This is a genomic window from Shewanella sp. BF02_Schw (assembly GCF_014596695.2).
Classification (GTDB): Bacteria; Pseudomonadota; Gammaproteobacteria; order Enterobacterales; family Shewanellaceae; genus Shewanella.
The window spans coordinates 431,162-447,455 of sequence record NZ_JABKAW020000004.1 but is presented as its reverse complement, the minus strand read 5'-3'; the positions used below and the strand labels follow the sequence as shown (position 1 = coordinate 447,455).

General features: G+C 43.4%; 9 protein-coding genes. 2 read left to right on the top strand and 7 right to left on the bottom strand.

Annotated features, from left to right (window positions below; genetic code table 11):
* Nucleotides 1-394 precede the first annotated feature (394 nt).
* The gene (locus tag HNW13_RS17280) at nucleotides 395-1,528 is read left to right on the top strand and encodes an ADP-ribosylglycohydrolase family protein (protein WP_192114187.1); all 1,134 of its coding nucleotides are present in this window, start codon (nucleotides 395-397) and stop codon (nucleotides 1,526-1,528) included.
* Here the strand turns inward: HNW13_RS17280 and ovoA are convergent.
* From ovoA to HNW13_RS17260, 4 genes are all read right to left on the bottom strand, one after another.
* Nucleotides 1,500-3,662 (bottom strand): 5-histidylcysteine sulfoxide synthase, encoded by a 2,163-nt coding sequence (gene ovoA / locus HNW13_RS17275; RefSeq protein ID WP_192114163.1) that lies wholly within the window; start codon nucleotides 3,660-3,662, stop codon nucleotides 1,500-1,502. The two genes, HNW13_RS17280 and ovoA, sit on opposite strands and share 29 nt — an antisense overlap.
* Nucleotides 3,663-3,776: 114 nt before the next feature.
* A complete protein-coding gene (locus tag HNW13_RS17270; protein ID WP_192114162.1) occupies nucleotides 3,777-4,910 on the bottom strand; it encodes a PatB family C-S lyase in 1,134 nt (377 codons plus the stop codon).
* Nucleotides 4,911-5,011: 101 nt separating this feature from the next.
* Nucleotides 5,012-5,671 carry a thiopurine S-methyltransferase gene (locus tag HNW13_RS17265; RefSeq protein WP_162023909.1) on the bottom strand — a complete coding sequence of 220 codons (660 nt, stop codon included), beginning with the start codon at nucleotides 5,669-5,671 and terminating at the stop codon, nucleotides 5,012-5,014.
* A gap of 98 nt (nucleotides 5,672-5,769) precedes the next feature.
* Nucleotides 5,770-6,117, bottom strand: coding sequence for a hypothetical protein (locus HNW13_RS17260; protein ID WP_101085154.1), 348 nt, complete (start codon nucleotides 6,115-6,117; stop codon nucleotides 5,770-5,772).
* A gap of 292 nt (nucleotides 6,118-6,409) precedes the next feature.
* Here HNW13_RS17260 and HNW13_RS17255 point away from each other — a divergent pair, with 292 nt between their 5' ends.
* The gene (locus HNW13_RS17255) at nucleotides 6,410-8,242 is read left to right on the top strand and encodes a protein kinase (protein ID WP_192114161.1); all 1,833 of its coding nucleotides are present in this window, start codon (nucleotides 6,410-6,412) and stop codon (nucleotides 8,240-8,242) included.
* Between the two features lie 137 nt (nucleotides 8,243-8,379).
* On the opposite strand, the gene HNW13_RS17250 is transcribed toward HNW13_RS17255, so the two are convergent.
* From HNW13_RS17250 to HNW13_RS17240, 3 genes are all read right to left on the bottom strand, one after another.
* Nucleotides 8,380-10,776 carry a zinc-dependent metalloprotease gene (locus HNW13_RS17250; protein ID WP_192114160.1) on the bottom strand — a complete coding sequence of 799 codons (2,397 nt, stop codon included), beginning with the start codon at nucleotides 10,774-10,776 and terminating at the stop codon, nucleotides 8,380-8,382.
* Nucleotides 10,777-10,816: 40 nt separating this feature from the next.
* Nucleotides 10,817-14,527: a response regulator gene (locus HNW13_RS17245; protein ID WP_192114159.1), complete on the bottom strand. Its 3,711-nt coding sequence runs from the start codon at nucleotides 14,525-14,527 to the stop codon at nucleotides 10,817-10,819.
* A 281-nt stretch (nucleotides 14,528-14,808) separates the two neighbouring features.
* On the bottom strand, nucleotides 14,809-16,203 hold the full coding sequence (locus tag HNW13_RS17240; RefSeq protein ID WP_192114158.1) for a PhoH family protein: 1,395 nt from the start codon (nucleotides 16,201-16,203) through the stop codon (nucleotides 14,809-14,811).
* Nucleotides 16,204-16,294 lie beyond the last annotated feature (91 nt).

Below are 16,294 nucleotides of genomic sequence, written 5' to 3'. Positions count from 1 at the left end.
GTAGGTTAGCTACCAAGTAAAAGCCAACTCAAAAGATATATCATCACAGAGCGCTGCACATGATTATTTATACATTCATTTACAAGCTCATTTACAGGCACATTTATAAACTCAATGGGTTACATCCTCTACGTCCTCCCCATACTCAAAAAAGCTGTTGCGCTTGTCGGGTTGAAGATTTTGGTTGCGAAATAAATTTAGCCTATTGCCTTAAAAAAACGTCTAGTTTTGTATAAATAACGTATCTAGTATGACCACATACATTTTTAATCAATATTCACATGGTAAAAATTATCCATTCGTTATCGATTCACAACCTATTGTTGCGGAGTCTATTGTTGCTGTATCTAATGCAGATACGTATTCTTTTTTACCATGTGAAAGAGGCATTATCATGAATCACAACCCTTCTCAGCCACTTCGCGTTACCTGGGCACTTAAAACAAGCTTTATTGCTGATGCTTTGGCCATGCCAGTGCATTGGTATTATCAACCGATGGAAATCGAGCGTGCCTTTACTGGTGGTATTCAGCGCTTTGAGGCCGCACCTGAGTTTCACCCTTCATCTATTATGTCCTTGCACTCCAAACATAAAGGGGGGCGACAGTCCAATGATCGGTCGTCTAAGGGGCATTCAGCTAACGATCAGTCGCCGCAAGTGGTAGGCGATATTATTTTAAAAGATAAGGCGCAGTTTTGGGACAAACCGAATGTGCATTATCATCAAGGCATGCAGGCGGGTGAAAACACCCTCAACGCCCATTGCGCTCGAGTAGTGATGCGCACCCTGGCGAGTTCGCCACAACCCTATGACCGACAAGCATTTGTTAATGCCTACATTGACTTTATGACAATAACTCCCGCCGCTCATCCCGATACTTATGCAGAGTCCTACCATAGAGGATTTTTTGCTAACTTGGCGCAGGGACGCAAGCTTGAAAACTGTGGCATGATAACTCACGACACTGCATCTATTGGTGCATTGGTGACCATAGCACCTTTGGTTTTTTCAGAACGACTTAAGGGCATAAGCGAAGCCGAAATAAAGATTACCTGCCGAGCGCATCTGGCCTTAACCCATCCTGATGAATCTTTAATGCAGGTATGTGATAGCTACGTGCAACTGTTGTGCGCTCTGATGGATGGGCCGGATGAAGCAGGCGTTAAGGCTCTTTTACTTGAAGCAAGCATAGGCCTAACCAGTACTAATTTAGCCGGTCTGTTAAAACGTAATGTGCCCGACAATCAGGTCGTCGGCCAAATATTTTCAAGGGCATGTTATATTTCAGATTCTTGGCCTGTCGTCTTGTACCTGGCCTGTAAATACCAACATGATCCTTGGCAAGCACTGCGAGTGAATACTAACTTAGGCGGTGACAACGTACATCGAGGAATAGTGCTGGGAACCTTACTTGGATTGCAAAGCGATGTTGTGGCCACCAGCTGGTTTGAACAACTGGCAGACCACAAATTGATTGCTCAAGAAATTGAGGCACTTATCAGCGTGGCAAGCGCTCCCAAACCGTAAGTTCAGACAAAGTATGCTGAAACTTGTGCTGAGTTTCGCGGATCACAAACGGGACTTTGCGCGGCTCACCAACCAACTTAAAATGGCTTGATAGTTGATCTTTCAAGCCATCTAACGTGCTGTAGTTTTCACCATCTTTTTTGAAACCACCTATCCACTCTTCCTTAGGTGTATGTTCTTCCAACCACGTGTAAGGCGATGCAATAATAAGCAAGCCGCCATCATTGATGCGCTGTGCCATATCCGCCAGAAAACGACTCGGCTGGTAGAGTCGGTCAATCAAATTAGCTGCTAAAACTAAATCATAAGCCGTGAATTGGGGTTTGAGGTTACAGGCGTCGCCTTGATGAAATGCGACACGGTTTGCATAAGTGTCCAACCCTAATTCTTGCAGGGTACGAGTATGATAGCTCACTAATTCGCCTTCTTCGGCACGGGCGTAACGCACTGCGCCTTGCTGCGCCATTTTAGCTGCTAGGCGAGTAAAGTTTGCTGAAAAATCAATACCGTCTACTTCATCGAACTGGCGGGCCAACTCAAAACTTGCTCGGCCACAGGCACAACCTAAGTCAAGTGCTTTACCGGTGGGTTTACCCTTCATTGCCTCAAGTGCAATATCAGCTAAAGCTTTAGGAAAATTCTCTACGCCATACCAGGTGTCACCAAAGTGAAACTCTGCATATTCTGACAATAACTGGTCACTTTCGTAGTAAGCCTTAGGAGACGTTGCCTCAACTTCAGAGGCAATATAACGAAATCCGGCGTGCTGCGTAAAGTGACGCCTAAATGCATAACGTGCACTAAGACGCGCTTCGTTTCCACTTGAAATCCATGAACCACCTTTGATCAAGTTGTGTTTACCATCAAAAGTTGGCGTGGTGAAGTCGTCATACAGTGGGTGTACTTTAAAGTTATCGAAGGGGTAAATAGGCGTTTCAGTCCATTGCCATACGTTGCCCACCACATCAAACCAATTGCCATGTTGATAGCGTGTTACTGGGCAGCATGATGCAAAATGGTCGAGATGCAAGTTTGCATTGGCCGCGCCGTTACCCAGCTCTTCTACGCCCGCTTGTGCACACAATCGATACCATTCGTCTTCAGTTGGCATGCGAATTTTCTGTCCAGTTTCTTCAGTCTTCCATTCACAAAACGCTTTCGCTTCATGATAGTTAACTTCGGCAGGCCAGTCCCAAGCCATATCAATTTCTTCCGTCATTAAGCGCAAGCGCCAGCCATTGTGCCAACGCCAAAATGCTGGGTGTTTTGCCTCAGTAAATTGTCGCCAAGCCAGACCTTCATCACTCCAAAAACGATTATGCTCATAACCACCGTCCTCAACAAACTCGAGGAACTCCTGATTGCTGACTAAATATTGGCTGGCTTTAAACTCAGCTACCTCAGCCTGATGTTGGCCATATTCATTGTCCCAGCCATAAAATGCACTATCAAATGATTGTCCAAGATTAACTGAGCCAGCGGCGACGCTTATTAGTTTATTTTTTGGCGCCTGGCCAGCATCTTTACAAGCTGGCCATTGAGGTAATGGCTGGACTTTAGCCAACTCATGTTGGCGAATGAGTACCGACGATGTCTCAAGGTGAATACGCTCGTGCTCAATACCCATGACGATGGGCCACCAGGTATTTTCCCAATCAATGGGTAGGGCAAGGTCCAAGGTATCAATTAATGTTAATACTGTGGCGCGCACTTTTGCACGGTAGTCTTTTACCGCAGCAACACTGGGCCAGTCATAACTGTCTTCAGACAAATCATCCCAGCTCATTTCATCAACGCCCACAGCAAAAATAGATTCCATATGAGGATTAATCCGATCGGATATCAGTTTTGCCAATAGTAGCTTGTTGATGAAAAAAGTGGCCGTATGCCCAAGATAAAAAATAAGCGGGTGGCGCAAAGGTATAGGTTTTTGATAGAAACCAGTATCGTCGCGCAAACAATCAAACAGTTGCGTATAGGTATCAAAGGTGTTGGTGAAGTAAAGCGCTATTTCTTGGCGCTTATCATCCACGGTGCCACTGTCCAGTGTAGGGGTTCGGCGCAATGATCCAGAGTCAACAAATGTTGCGGATCGTTTAGCCATTCCTTGAGCGTTTTGTATAGGTAATGTCATCGTGAAACACGTTCCTTTAATTCTTATTCTACATTCATACGATTAACTACTGGATAAAGGGTCAATTTTTTTACTTTATATTGATATTACCCGTAAAAAAAGTTTTGCCGGTGGTTAAACGTCTCTGCCCTGCAGTTTTTTAATTGCTTCGACTAAGTAATCTCGTGAACAACCGAAGTTCAAGCGAAAACAGTCTTTATCACCAAAGTCTCTGCCCGCTGATGGGCCGACACCTTTGGCTTCACACCATGCTTGCGTATCGGGGACTTGTAAACCGCTGGCATCAACCCACAGTAAAAAAGTCGCCGCGGGTGAGATAGCTTTTAAACCGTCGATTTTGTTGATTTCAGTCACTAGATAATCACGATTTTCAGTTAAATACGCCACTTGTTGTTGATGCCACTCATCGCAATGCCTGAAGGCTGCATTAGTGGCGGTAAGACCTGTGACGGTTACCGATGGTAACCTGCCGCGGGCTGCATGGTTGAATGCTACTCTTAATTTTTCGTTTGGAATAATAGCGAAAGACGTACCTAATCCCGCGATATTGAAGGTTTTACTGGCGGCCATTAATGTCACTGAATGCTCAGCCAATTCTGGGTGCGCACTGGCGGGTAAATGTGGCACCTCATCTAAAATTAAATCACAGTGTATTTCATCCGAGCACAGCATGACGCCATGTTTTCTGCATATTGCTGCAATGGTGTCGAGTTCTGCTTGGTTTAAGACTGTTCCAAGCGGATTCATTGGATTACACATAATAAATAAGCTGGCTTTAGGATCCGCAGCAGCCTCTTCCAAGGCATCAAAATCGAGTGTCCAGCGACCATCCACTTCTATCGAGCCGATACAAGTTCGCTTGAGATGATTAATTGCCGGTGCAGCCAATATAGGAGGATAATTGGGTGTTTGTACGATAACCGTATCACCTGCTTGGCAATAAGCTTGAATAGCCACATTAAATGCAGGCACCACACCCGGAGTCCACACTAGCCAACTAGGATCAATCTTCCAGTTATATTGACGTTGACACCACGCCACAACGGCCTCACTGGCATCTGTATCGTGAGCTGGAAGGGTATAACCGAACAGGCCATCATCAATGCGCTGATGTAAGGCAGACAAAATAGGCTCAGCACAGCGAAACTCAGTATCAGCAATCCACATAGGCAATATATCTGTACCTTTGTATTTTTCCCATTTATGGGCTTTTGACGATGTGCGGTCAGGTTTATCACTGAAGTTCATTGCGGATCCTTTGATTATTCATTTGCTAGTCTACAGAAAACAGCCGACTTAGCCTGTTATAAAAAAACCTACCGATGTTATAGGTAGGTTTTAGGGTCTGTTTATGATTTTCGGGTCAACTTATAAACGGCTTCATTAAGCCAAGGCACGTGTTTATTCATAAACCTCGGATTGTCAGCCAGTACATCAACACACTCCAATAATTCAACATCAAAATATGGTGTTAAATAGCTTTTAACCCAATCTGGACTGACTGCAAATGGCGGCCCTTTCAGAGTATCTTGTAGGTAATCTAGGGTAATTAATAAGCCACTTACATTCGCCGGTATAAGCGCAGCGAGTGCTTTAACATACTGTTGGCGCATTTCTTCTGGCCACGCAATCAGGGCAGCACGATCGTAAAAACCACTAATCGACGCTGTTGCACTTTTGGGTAGAGTAAAAATATCCCCTTGATATAAGGTGACTTGATCGGCAGAAAAGACTACATGTTCGTCGGTATGATTAACTTGATAAGTAAGATCATTGTCGGTAAAAAATTGTTCAACTGCGAGGGTATTGAGTTCACATCCCAGCACAGTATGGCGCTGCTCGGCCAAATAAAACATATCCAATGATTTACCACATAGAGGAACGAATACCTCAGTGTTTTCATTCAAACCAATATGCGACCAATATTTTACTAAAAAAGGGTTCACTTGGTTTTGGTGAAAACCAATTTGTTGTAACTGCCATTTTTCATGCCAAAAGCTGGGTTCCATGATGCTATTCTTCAGTCAAGTTGCTAATGAGATGCTGGCTACTTTAAAGACTAAAAAAAAAGGATGCAACCTCCCTTAATGATTTGGCATTCAACTGCCTAAGCTTTACCGTCTAGTGTCATTTGTACTTGCCTTAACCAACGACAGTTTTCACATTGGCACTTTCTGCGCGACATGTGGTGTGGGCTTAAATTTGAGTCAATGTAATCGACCGCTATTAATAATTGTTGCTTTAATTGGTCAACCGACTTCATCTCAAGCGCAACCATTTCATCGTTATGATTAATCCATAAACACTCCTCCCCCTGATGACAGGTTATGCATTGCTCATCACTTTGATTAAAAAACACTGCATGGGGACAATGGGTGACTTCCATTGATTGTAAAATTCGCTGCCGAGGAAAATTAAATAGCTGAATTAAATCAGCTTTATTTATATTATGCATATAACCTCTCACAAAAACGTTGATTAACTAGTACAGCCATAGTACCGAGTGTTGATTGATTTTGATTTGATATAGGTCAAGGTTTACTTATCATAATTTTTTAGATAGGAAGCGACCATTTACAAATCAAAAAGCTTGCTCACAAAACAATACTGGGCGGTTTTTAATAAAAGAACAGCCATGTTTAAATAGACTGCGCTGATGTGTGGATGGAATCTGTTGTTTTATATAAGAAGCACTTGCCGCAGTAAGGTTAATCAAGGTTTAATGGGCTTAAAAAGGAGGCTTACCTTTGCAAACACCGCAACTGCAACACTTTTATATCAATGAAGAGCAGTCCATCTATCTGCTCAGCGCCAATGATGCACGCAAGCATAAGGCCTGGATCCGCTTGTGTAAGCAACAGCTGAGTAAATTGGGATATCAGCAAATTGAATTTATTGGTAAGGGAGCCTATGGCTTTGTATTTGCGGGTATCAATGAGTTTAGCCAATCACATGTATTTAAATTCTCAAGGGTAAATTTACCCCAAAGCGTCCAAGATAGGCTTGAAGAAGAAGCCTATATGCTTAGCCAAGTAAAACACCCAAATATACCTGGGGCGATAAAATTCGAGCGGGTTGGTAAGCAAGGCATTTTAGTAATGGAGCGAGCTCAAGGCGAAGACCTCGACAAAATTTGCCAGCGATTAGGGGCTTTACCGCCGGTAATTATCGTCAGTATTGCGAGACAATTAGCCAATATTTTATATTATCTGCGTAAGGGTAAGCCTTTAGTGCATGGCGATATTAAGCCATCTAACTTGGTTTATGATATTGAAACCGACAAATTGTCGTTAATCGATTGGGGATCTGCGGTATTTGCTCAGCGAGATGAACACGGCCGCGCGGTCGATGACAATGTCATGTCCTTACTATCAAGCGACCAACAGCACACTAACGCGCGCATGGGCGATGTGTATTTTATTGGTGACGAACAACTGAGCGGTGCGTTATCTACGCCTCGATTCGACGAGCAAGGCGCTGCTGCAACCTTATATGCGCTCGCATCAGGACAAATTAGCCGTTTCGGCACAAAAATCATTCCAGCCACCAGCATAGGATTACCTATCGAACTGGCAAAAACACTCGATGCAATGCTCAGTGATGATGTTGAACGGCGCAATCTTGCGGGTGACTACTTTCTCAAAAGCCTGCGCCACAGCCATCGAATGCATTTGCCGATATTATCGACACCTCCGCTAGCACCCGACATTCCGGTGTGGGCTCAACCGCGATCTAAAGCCGTCGAAACCGTAAGTTACAGCTCGCGTAAATCGTTTTTGAAAGAGCACAATACTCTAGATCCCATTGCCAAAATGGATGATGTGCAATTAGAAAAATACTATCGCAATTTTATGGTGGGTATGGCCGATACCGAAAAAGGCTTTATTGCCGCAGTAGGCCGTTTAGCACAGTATCCAATTGTCGGCGGTTTGGTGATCCATTGGCAAGAGTCTGGGGTGTTTATCGACTCCAATTTAGCTATTTACGATCCCGACAGTAAAGCGCCGTTAGTGTTAGCAGTAAATAATATGGTCACCATGGCGCGAGGAATTAAGCGGATTGGGGTGTTCAAGGCTTGCTTCTTTAATGCCAAAGACACCTTACACCTTGAGCGAAAAAGTACCGAGCACCAATATAAAATAACCGGTGAACTGCAAATGCCTTTTGAGGTCGGTGATGTGCCCACCTTAGAAGATAAATCTCGGCTGCACTCATACTTTGAAGACGGTAAAGACCCGGAAGAAAACTTGGAACTGCCAGCAGAAATCATGACCGAACTGGGGTGGTTAAATCAAATCCACCATACTGGCTGTATTATTTTTGAAGCGCTACCAAACCATTTAAAAATCCACAGTTACTTACGTTTATTAAATCCACGAAAACAGGCGGCATTTCGAGCCTGTTTGGATCGAATTATGACTCACGCAAATAAAATTCAAGGTCATGGCATTTCAGGTTTTATGAAACTGCCCTATAAAAACACTCGCCAATTTAGCCATATCGATCGTAAAGCAGATGATTTCTACCCTAGAAACCCTAAAGTCATCGTTGCAGAAGCCGCTTTACCGCAAACAAAATAGCCATACTCCAAACACTATCATCATGCTGTTGCGTTGATACAAAGCAATACGCGACCCCAATAGAGGTCGCGTATTATCCGCTATACATCACTCAACACTATCACTCAACACTCTCACCAAACACTATCAGCCAACACTTAAATTGGCGAGCCAGGAGGCAGGTCCACCGGCTTGGTGATTAATCGATAAGTAGGATCTGTCATGCCTTTCGTTATACCTTGAAACAGCCAATCGTAATGCGCCGATTGATAATCGCTGCCACGGTTACTGCGGCGTTTAAGTTGCTTAATAATATAGTCCACTCTTGCGGCTAACTGTGCTTTGACTTCGGGCGCTGTTTTAGGGCTATGGTACGTTGCTAACAAACTATCAATCACCACTGTATTGACGCGCATTTGCATCGCTAGGCCCTGTCCACTCGGTAAGTCTTGATACAAACTGGCACCCGCAAGCTTATCGATTAATTGAACCACCGACAGTTGCTGACTGTCTTCCATATAGGCCTGACTGACACGGTTTAAACGTTCAGGGGTTAATAATTGCGCCACAATATGACGGCTCAACACTTCTGCCATCGCCACAGGATCAGTTATCACGCCTAAGTTTGATCCAAAGCTTTCACGAGTTTTTCGATAATTACCGGCTTTTGGCACTAACGCTTGCAACACATTACTTGGTACTAACAAGCTCTCTGTTTGCAAACTCGCCAATAATGCATCGAGCGCAGCAAGTTGCATTTTAGGCCGAATATAATTCCAACGTACGCCAGAACCTACTTGCTGATAACTGTAATCCGTCCCGCCAATCCACTTTGCTGCGGCTTCTATTTGATAACGCGTGAGCAAATATATGGGCACAAATACATCGGCTAATTCGCCATGAGGTTCACCGGCTAATAAAGCATCTGAGTTAAAGTCATCCATCGCTTTACGACGCACTGTTTCTAAACGTACTAACTCTGCTACCGCATCGTTACCACGATCCCATAAACTGGCGTATGCATTACTGGCGCTGGCACTACGAGAGTCTGCTTCCCCAATATATCGAAAGCCTTTAGTTAGGGTCGACGTTAACAAAGACTCGGTCTGCGTAAGGCCTCCATAACCATAAGCGATGGTGTATTTGTCCCACTCACCAATTCCTTCGGTGTAAGGCGTGGCAATATTAATTTTATCGCCTTGAATACTCACGTACGGATGCGGATAATCCATTACCGAAGCATTATCGTTTGTTGATGCAGCAAAGTTATGGTCAAGCCCTAAGGTATGGCCCACTTCATGCGCTGCTAACTGGCGAATACGGGCAAGCGACAATGCCATGGCGGCATCAGCAGCGGCTTTACGATCAGGCCAACCAGCCGTTAACCCTCGAGCAATAAGATGATCTTGGCGTACTCTTAAGCTGCCAAGCGTGACATTACCTTTAATGATTTCACCGCTACGAGGGTCGGTTACTGCTGCCCCATATGACCAACCTCTTGTGGCGCGATGCACCCATTGAATCATGTTATAGCGCACGTCTTGAGGGTCTGCACCTTCTGGCAACAATTCAACTTTAAAGCCGTCAATGAAACCGGCATCAGTAAATGCACTTTCCCACCAACGTGCACCTTCCAATAACGCACTGCGAATAGGCTCAGGTACACCTGGGTCGAGGTAATAAATAATAGGTTTAACCACTTTACTGGGAGCATCACCCGGAGTAACTTTTTCTAATCTGTGGCGCAGTAAATGGCGTTGAGTCAGTGGTTGATCAACTGCGGTAGAATAATCGGCATATTCATCAGATAAATAACCGCTCATGGGATGATAACGACGAGGTTGATAACCCACATCAGGGAGTTGCACAAAGGAATAGCGCACTTGAACAGACAACAATTTACCGTCTGGAGTAACTTGCTCAACTTGCTTGCCTGCTTTGCTGGCTTTAAAGGTTAAATTAACATCAATATCAGCATTACGTTCAAACGATTTAATCTTTTGCGGCAATATCACTGAGCGGCTGCTGTCTAAGCTGTACAAACCTTGCTTAGTTGCCGTTAATACATCCGACACCCCATGCAAATCATTAATCACTAGGTCATTAATCGCGACTAATGCCGTTTTACCTTCAACTAATTTACCGCGCCATAAAATCGATTCAGCAAAAGCTTGTGTGACCGCTTGACGCTCAGCAACGTTATCACTGGAGGCGCGAAAATAGGTATTCAGCTGCTTGAGCACAACATAAGGACCATGCTGTTCAAATTGTACCATTCGGGTTTGGCCGAGCTGGCCACGGTCTAAACCGATATCATTTGAACCAACACCATGAGGTAAACTGGTCAGCAATAGAAAGGGTTGATTGAGCTTATTCGCTTGTAAATAAAGCTGTGCGGATTTGGCATCATAAAATAGATTGATAAAGCCTTTTGCCACTTCAGCATTATTAATTATTTTTTGGGCTGAGTCGCTGGCAGCCATTGCTGCGTTAGAAAGTAATGTTGCTGGAGTGATTGCCAGCAACAGCGCCAATGAAATACTTCGGCGGACCATAATTAATCTCCCTGTCGTTTATATCCTATCTTCAAAAATACTAATCGTCTTTATGATTATGTTTATATGTAATCCAATGAGATAAGGTTTCAAATAATTCAGTAAGCACAATCGGCTTAGTGATATGCGCATTCATGCCTGCTGCTAAACTTTTTTCTTTATCACCCGACATTGCGTGCGCAGTCATGGCAATAATGGGCATTTGTTGTTTGCTATAACGTTTGCGTAATTCGGCGGTGGCAGTTAATCCATCCATTACCGGCATTTGAATATCCATTAACACTGCATCAAATGGTTTAGAATCAATCACATCTAATGCCACTTGGCCATTGTCAGCTATCACAACTTCATAACCAGCACTTTTGAGTAATTCAGATGCCACTTGTTGGTTAATAAAGTTATCCTCAACCAACAATACTAAGCCAGATGCTTTAGCGGGTTCAGCTTCAATAATAACCGGCATTGCATTTAGCTTGGGTTCTTTGGCAAAGGCATTAATAATTTCATCAAATAACGCCGAGGCCTTAAACGGTTTTTGTAACACTGCATAAACAGAATTTTTTTGCAGCTCATGGTCTAACGGTTCAGCAGCATAAGCGGTCATTAAGATAATAATAGGACGCTTTGCTAAGCTACCATCTGCGACCATTTCATCTATCGCCTTAATAACATCACAGCCGTTCATTTCAGGCATCATCCAATCCAACAACAATAAATCGACTGGTTTTTTACGCAATATATCCAGTGCTTTTTGACCACTGTCAGCCGTGTTTACACCAAAGCTAAAGTCGGTCATCAATGTCGAATAAATTTGTAATGCACTTGGGTTGTCGTCAACCACCAGCGTTGTCAGGTTATTTAACTGTTCTGGCACCACCAGCGGCTCGATCACTTGTTCTTCGGCAATTTCAAAGCTAATGGTAAAACTAAAAGTACTGCCTGCGCCCAGCTCGGACTCAACTTGCATGGTACCACCCATCATCGACACTAAATGTTTACTGATAGATAACCCTAAGCCTGTGCCACCATATTTACGTGTGGTTGAACCATCGGCTTGTGAGAATGCATCAAACAGCATTGCTTGTTGATCTTTACTGATCCCAATACCGCTATCGCGTACCCAGAACTTCATGGTAATACGGTCGTCACGCTCACCCACATCTTCACAACCCAGCTCAACTTCACCGGTTTGGGTAAATTTGACCGCATTAGACAATAAATTAACGATGACCTGGCCTAAACGCAGTGGATCGCCATACAAAATAAGCCCTGCGGTAACAGGCGCATATAGCAGTAATTCAACGCCTTTTTCTTGCGCTTTAAGCGCATTAATATCAATAACATGATCAAGCACTTTATCCAGCGGAAACGCGACTCTTTCTAATTCTAATTTGCCTGCTTCAATTTTAGAAAAATCTAAAATGTCATTAATAATTCGCAGTAACGATTGGGCAGAAAAACCGGCTTTATTAAGATAATCTTGTTGCTGCACGGTCAAGCTAGTGCGTTGTGCTAACTGCAACATCCCAATAATCGCGTTCATAGGTGTCCGAATTTCGTGACTCATGTTGGCCAAAAATTCGCTCTTGTACATGTTGGCTAACTCGGCGTCTTGTTTTGCTTCAAGCAAGGCGACTTCGTTACTCTTCTGGCGGGTAATGTCTTTATGAGTACCTAGCATCCGCTTACTACAACCATCCTCAGAAAACTCAACCGCTCGACCACGGGATAACACCCAGTAGTACTGGTCATTTTTACCGCGCATTCTAAATTCGATTTCATAAGTGCCAACCGGATCGCGCACATATTGAGAGCGGTACTCTTGGACCCGTTCTCGATCGTCAGGATGATACAACTCATCGATTGATTCGAGTAACGGTGGAAACTCATTAGCTTGATAACCCAACATAGAATAAAAAGCCGGATTACAAATAATCTGTTCAGAATCAATGTACCAATCCCACAGGCCATCTTCTACCGCATCCATAGCAAGATGATAACGTTGCTCAGACATACGTAACTGTTCAGCAGCTTCATATTCACGGGTAATATCGCGCCAAACAGAGATCAAACCTAATAGATCGCCACGGCGATTGTAAAACGGCAATTTAAAGGTATCGAGTAATACCGGTTTACCTTCAATATTGACTCGTTCTTGGTAACGCAAGGAATGTTGCTGGGTCAGCACTTTGTTGTCTTCTTCCCCAATGCGCAAGCCTTGCTCTGGGCTCACCACTTCTGATGACGTTAAGCCTATAATCTCATTTTCGGTATAACCCAGCATTCTTTCAGCTGACTTATTACAGCCTAAGTATTTGCCTTCTTTGTCTTTAAACACGATCGCTTCAGGGATCGAATCGATCAATGATCGTAACAGTGCAAACTCTCGCTCACGGCGCTCTGTTGTTTCACGTAAACGCTGAGTGCGCCTAGCAACTAAGTTATCAAGACGTTTGTTTTGTTCGGCAAGATGATGAGTATACTGACGGTTTTCTTCAAAAATACGACTCACTAGCGCAAACCATGGCTCCCAACCACGGGTAATTTTCTCTGGCGGACGGATAGGCGTTTGTGAACATGCTTCTAGATGGGTTAATAAGCGTGAAGCAGGGCTAACGAATGCTCGGCGAGTTTGCCAATGCACTATGGTAACCAGCAGCGACAAAGCCAATACCACTAACAGAAAACTCAGTTGCAGCTTGTCCCAAGAATCTTTAAATAAATCATCTTCATCTTGCAAATACAGTAATCGCCATGGCGCGTTATGCAGTGCCACACTATGAATATAATAACCGTTTCGCAATATGCCTTCGTGGGCATCAAATAGCTCAGATTCCGATAATGAATGTAACTCTGCCGGAATTCGCTGGCTTATGTGATAAACCTTATTCATTTCACTGGAGTCAAAATCACTGTGAGATAAAATATTATTTTGCTGGTCAAGCAGAATCACCGTGCCTGGCATTTTAAAATAGGTGCGAATTTGTTTATCTAACGATGATAACGTCATGTCGAGGTTAATCGAACCAATAAACTCATCTTCAAGGTACACGGGTAACCCAAGCGTAGTTATTAAGCCCTGATTCGTCGAGTCGATGTATGCCTCACTCCAAAACACACTCCGTTGTGGGTTCATTGAAGGTGTCGCTAATTGAAATTGTTTCTTATTGAGCAGCTCATCCCTAAAGCGTAAGTCATTATTTTCCCATGGATAAAATGACATCATCCGACGCTTAGAAATATAATAAATCGACGAAGCTTTAGGCGCTGCTTCTTTCGCGACTGGGAAGGATAATGACAGTTCAAACAGCATTTCAAGCTCTTGATAAAAGCTCTCGCTACGGTCATTTAATGAACCCGCACCCGTAATGCGTCCCATATTGGTAAACGGCACGCCGCTGTTGGCATAATTAGGTTCTAAGGTGAAATACTGGCCATCTTCGTTAAATTTTTCATACTCTGGTAAGCGCTCTTTACGAACAAACTCCCCCAAACGTAAATGGTCCACCGCCACATCACGCAAACTTTTCACCGCACGAATGCTCGACTCAAGCAATAAGTCGATTTGCATAACATGACGGGCAACTTGTTCTTCTCGCTGTTGAATTTGCTGCTCTTTTTGACGCTCAAACATAATGCCAGCGGTCAGCAAAGCCATCACAATCACCCCGATATAGGTGTAGAACACCGCTCGGTTATAATTACGTTGAATAGGAGATTTTAGTTGTAAATCTGGCTCAGTCGGTTTCATTAACCACCCTTGATACAGCGTAAAAAAAAGACCCGCTGTCGAACGAATAACACCAAAAACGGCAGTTATAACAGTAATGATTATGATATCAGGAAGATAAGCTCAAGCACATGTATTAATGGCTCCAGAGATACTTGTCCAACCTGCAAGTAATACAGACTACAAATATTAAGGCATATTGTAGGCGATTGAAAATACATAAGGTTATCTTGTGTAACCTTATGTATATAGACAGGATATAACCATGATTAATAAAGTGATTTCCTTAGCAAGTTAAGCCGTTACAAATGCTCCTCTGCAAACTCCGCTAAACGAGACCGTACGACACCATTAAGATAAATATTGGCGCTGCCTTCAAAGTCTTTAAAACGTTCGACTATGTAAGTTAATCCTGATGTAACCGGTGTTAAATACGTCGAGTCAATTTGGGCTAAATTACCACTACAAATCAGTTTAGTGCCTTCGCCCATACGAGTGATCATGGTTTTAATTTGTGACGCGGTTAGGTTTTGACATTCATCTAAAATAACCACCGAGTTTTGAATAGAGCGGCCACGCATAAAGTTAATCGACTTAAACTGAATATTGGCTTTTTCCATTACGTAATTAACACTACCTGCTGGGTTTACATCATTTTTATGTAGCACTTCTAGCGTATCGGTTATCGCAGCCAACCAAGGGGTCATTTTCTCTTCTTCGCTACCCGGAAGAAAACCTATCGACTCAGCAATTTCGGGGGTATTACGGGTGACAATAATTTTGTCATATAACTTACGTTCGACGACCAATTCTAATGCCGCCGCCATTGCCAATAGCGTCTTACCGCAACCCGCTGGCCCCGTCAGAATAATCAGTTCAATATCAGGATCTAGCAAAGCATCTAGCGCCATACCTTGGTAAATATTTTTAGGATTAATTCCCCATGCTTCATGATGTAATAAGCGATCACGGCCGCGATCGATCATCTGTAAATGTTTATCGGTTTTACTGATTACTCGACCACAAAAATCCGAGCTTTCATCGATTAAATACTGGTTAAGATAAAAGTTTTCATTACCAAGATGTTCCAATGGTACTTGGTGAACCGTATGCAACCCTCTACGTTCGGTGGAGACTTTATCGACATTTTGCCAAAAATCCCCAGAGAATTGATAAAAGCCTTTGGCGAGAAAGCGCACATCATCAATCAACTGATCGCTGCGGTAATCTTCTACGCGCTCAATACCTGCACCTTTGGCTTTTAAGCGCATGTTAATGTCTTTAGTGACTAACACGACAGTGCGGGGAAAATGGATTTTTTGTAAATGCAGGGCGGTGTTGATAATGCGGTTATCGTTATTGTCTCCAGGCAGCGAGCCGATAATAAACTCGACTTGATGATCTGGGAAAATCGATAAATGACCAGAAACTTGAGAATGTTCTTCGCGAGTAGACAATGCAACGCCTTTTAAAATTTGCTCTGGGGTCGTGGGACCACCCAAAATATCTTCTAATGCACGTATAGCCACTCGTGCATCACGACTCACATCTCGTTTGCGGTCCTTTATACTGTCGAGCTCTTCTAACACTGTCATGGGAATAACTACGTCATGTTCCTTAAACGAATATATCGCTAAAGGTTCATGCAGTAACACGTTGGTATCCAGTACAAACAACTTTTTGTCGTTTCGTTGCATGGTGCCTCCAGAGTGCTCTCAATGAATAGATATCAGTATCACTTAACTTAACTAAACGTATAACATTAAAGGGATAATTAAAGTCTCTATT

Excerpts from the sequence above, each read along its gene's own strand:
- ovoA (WP_192114163.1), bottom strand. The coding sequence starts at position 3,662 with ATGACATTACCTATACAAAACGCTCAAGGAATGGCTAAACGATCCGCA.
- HNW13_RS17240 (WP_192114158.1), bottom strand. The coding sequence starts at position 16,203 with ATGCAACGAAACGACAAAAAGTTGTTTGTACTGGATACCAACGTGTTA.
- HNW13_RS17260 (WP_101085154.1), bottom strand. The coding sequence starts at position 6,117 with ATGCATAATATAAATAAAGCTGATTTAATTCAGCTATTTAATTTTCCT.
- HNW13_RS17265 (WP_162023909.1), bottom strand. The coding sequence starts at position 5,671 with ATGGAACCCAGCTTTTGGCATGAAAAATGGCAGTTACAACAAATTGGT.
- HNW13_RS17250 (WP_192114160.1), bottom strand. The coding sequence starts at position 10,776 with ATGGTCCGCCGAAGTATTTCATTGGCGCTGTTGCTGGCAATCACTCCA.
- HNW13_RS17280 (WP_192114187.1), top strand. The coding sequence starts at position 395 with ATGAATCACAACCCTTCTCAGCCACTTCGCGTTACCTGGGCACTTAAA.
- HNW13_RS17245 (WP_192114159.1), bottom strand. The coding sequence starts at position 14,527 with ATGAAACCGACTGAGCCAGATTTACAACTAAAATCTCCTATTCAACGT.
- HNW13_RS17270 (WP_192114162.1), bottom strand. The coding sequence starts at position 4,910 with ATGAACTTCAGTGATAAACCTGACCGCACATCGTCAAAAGCCCATAAA.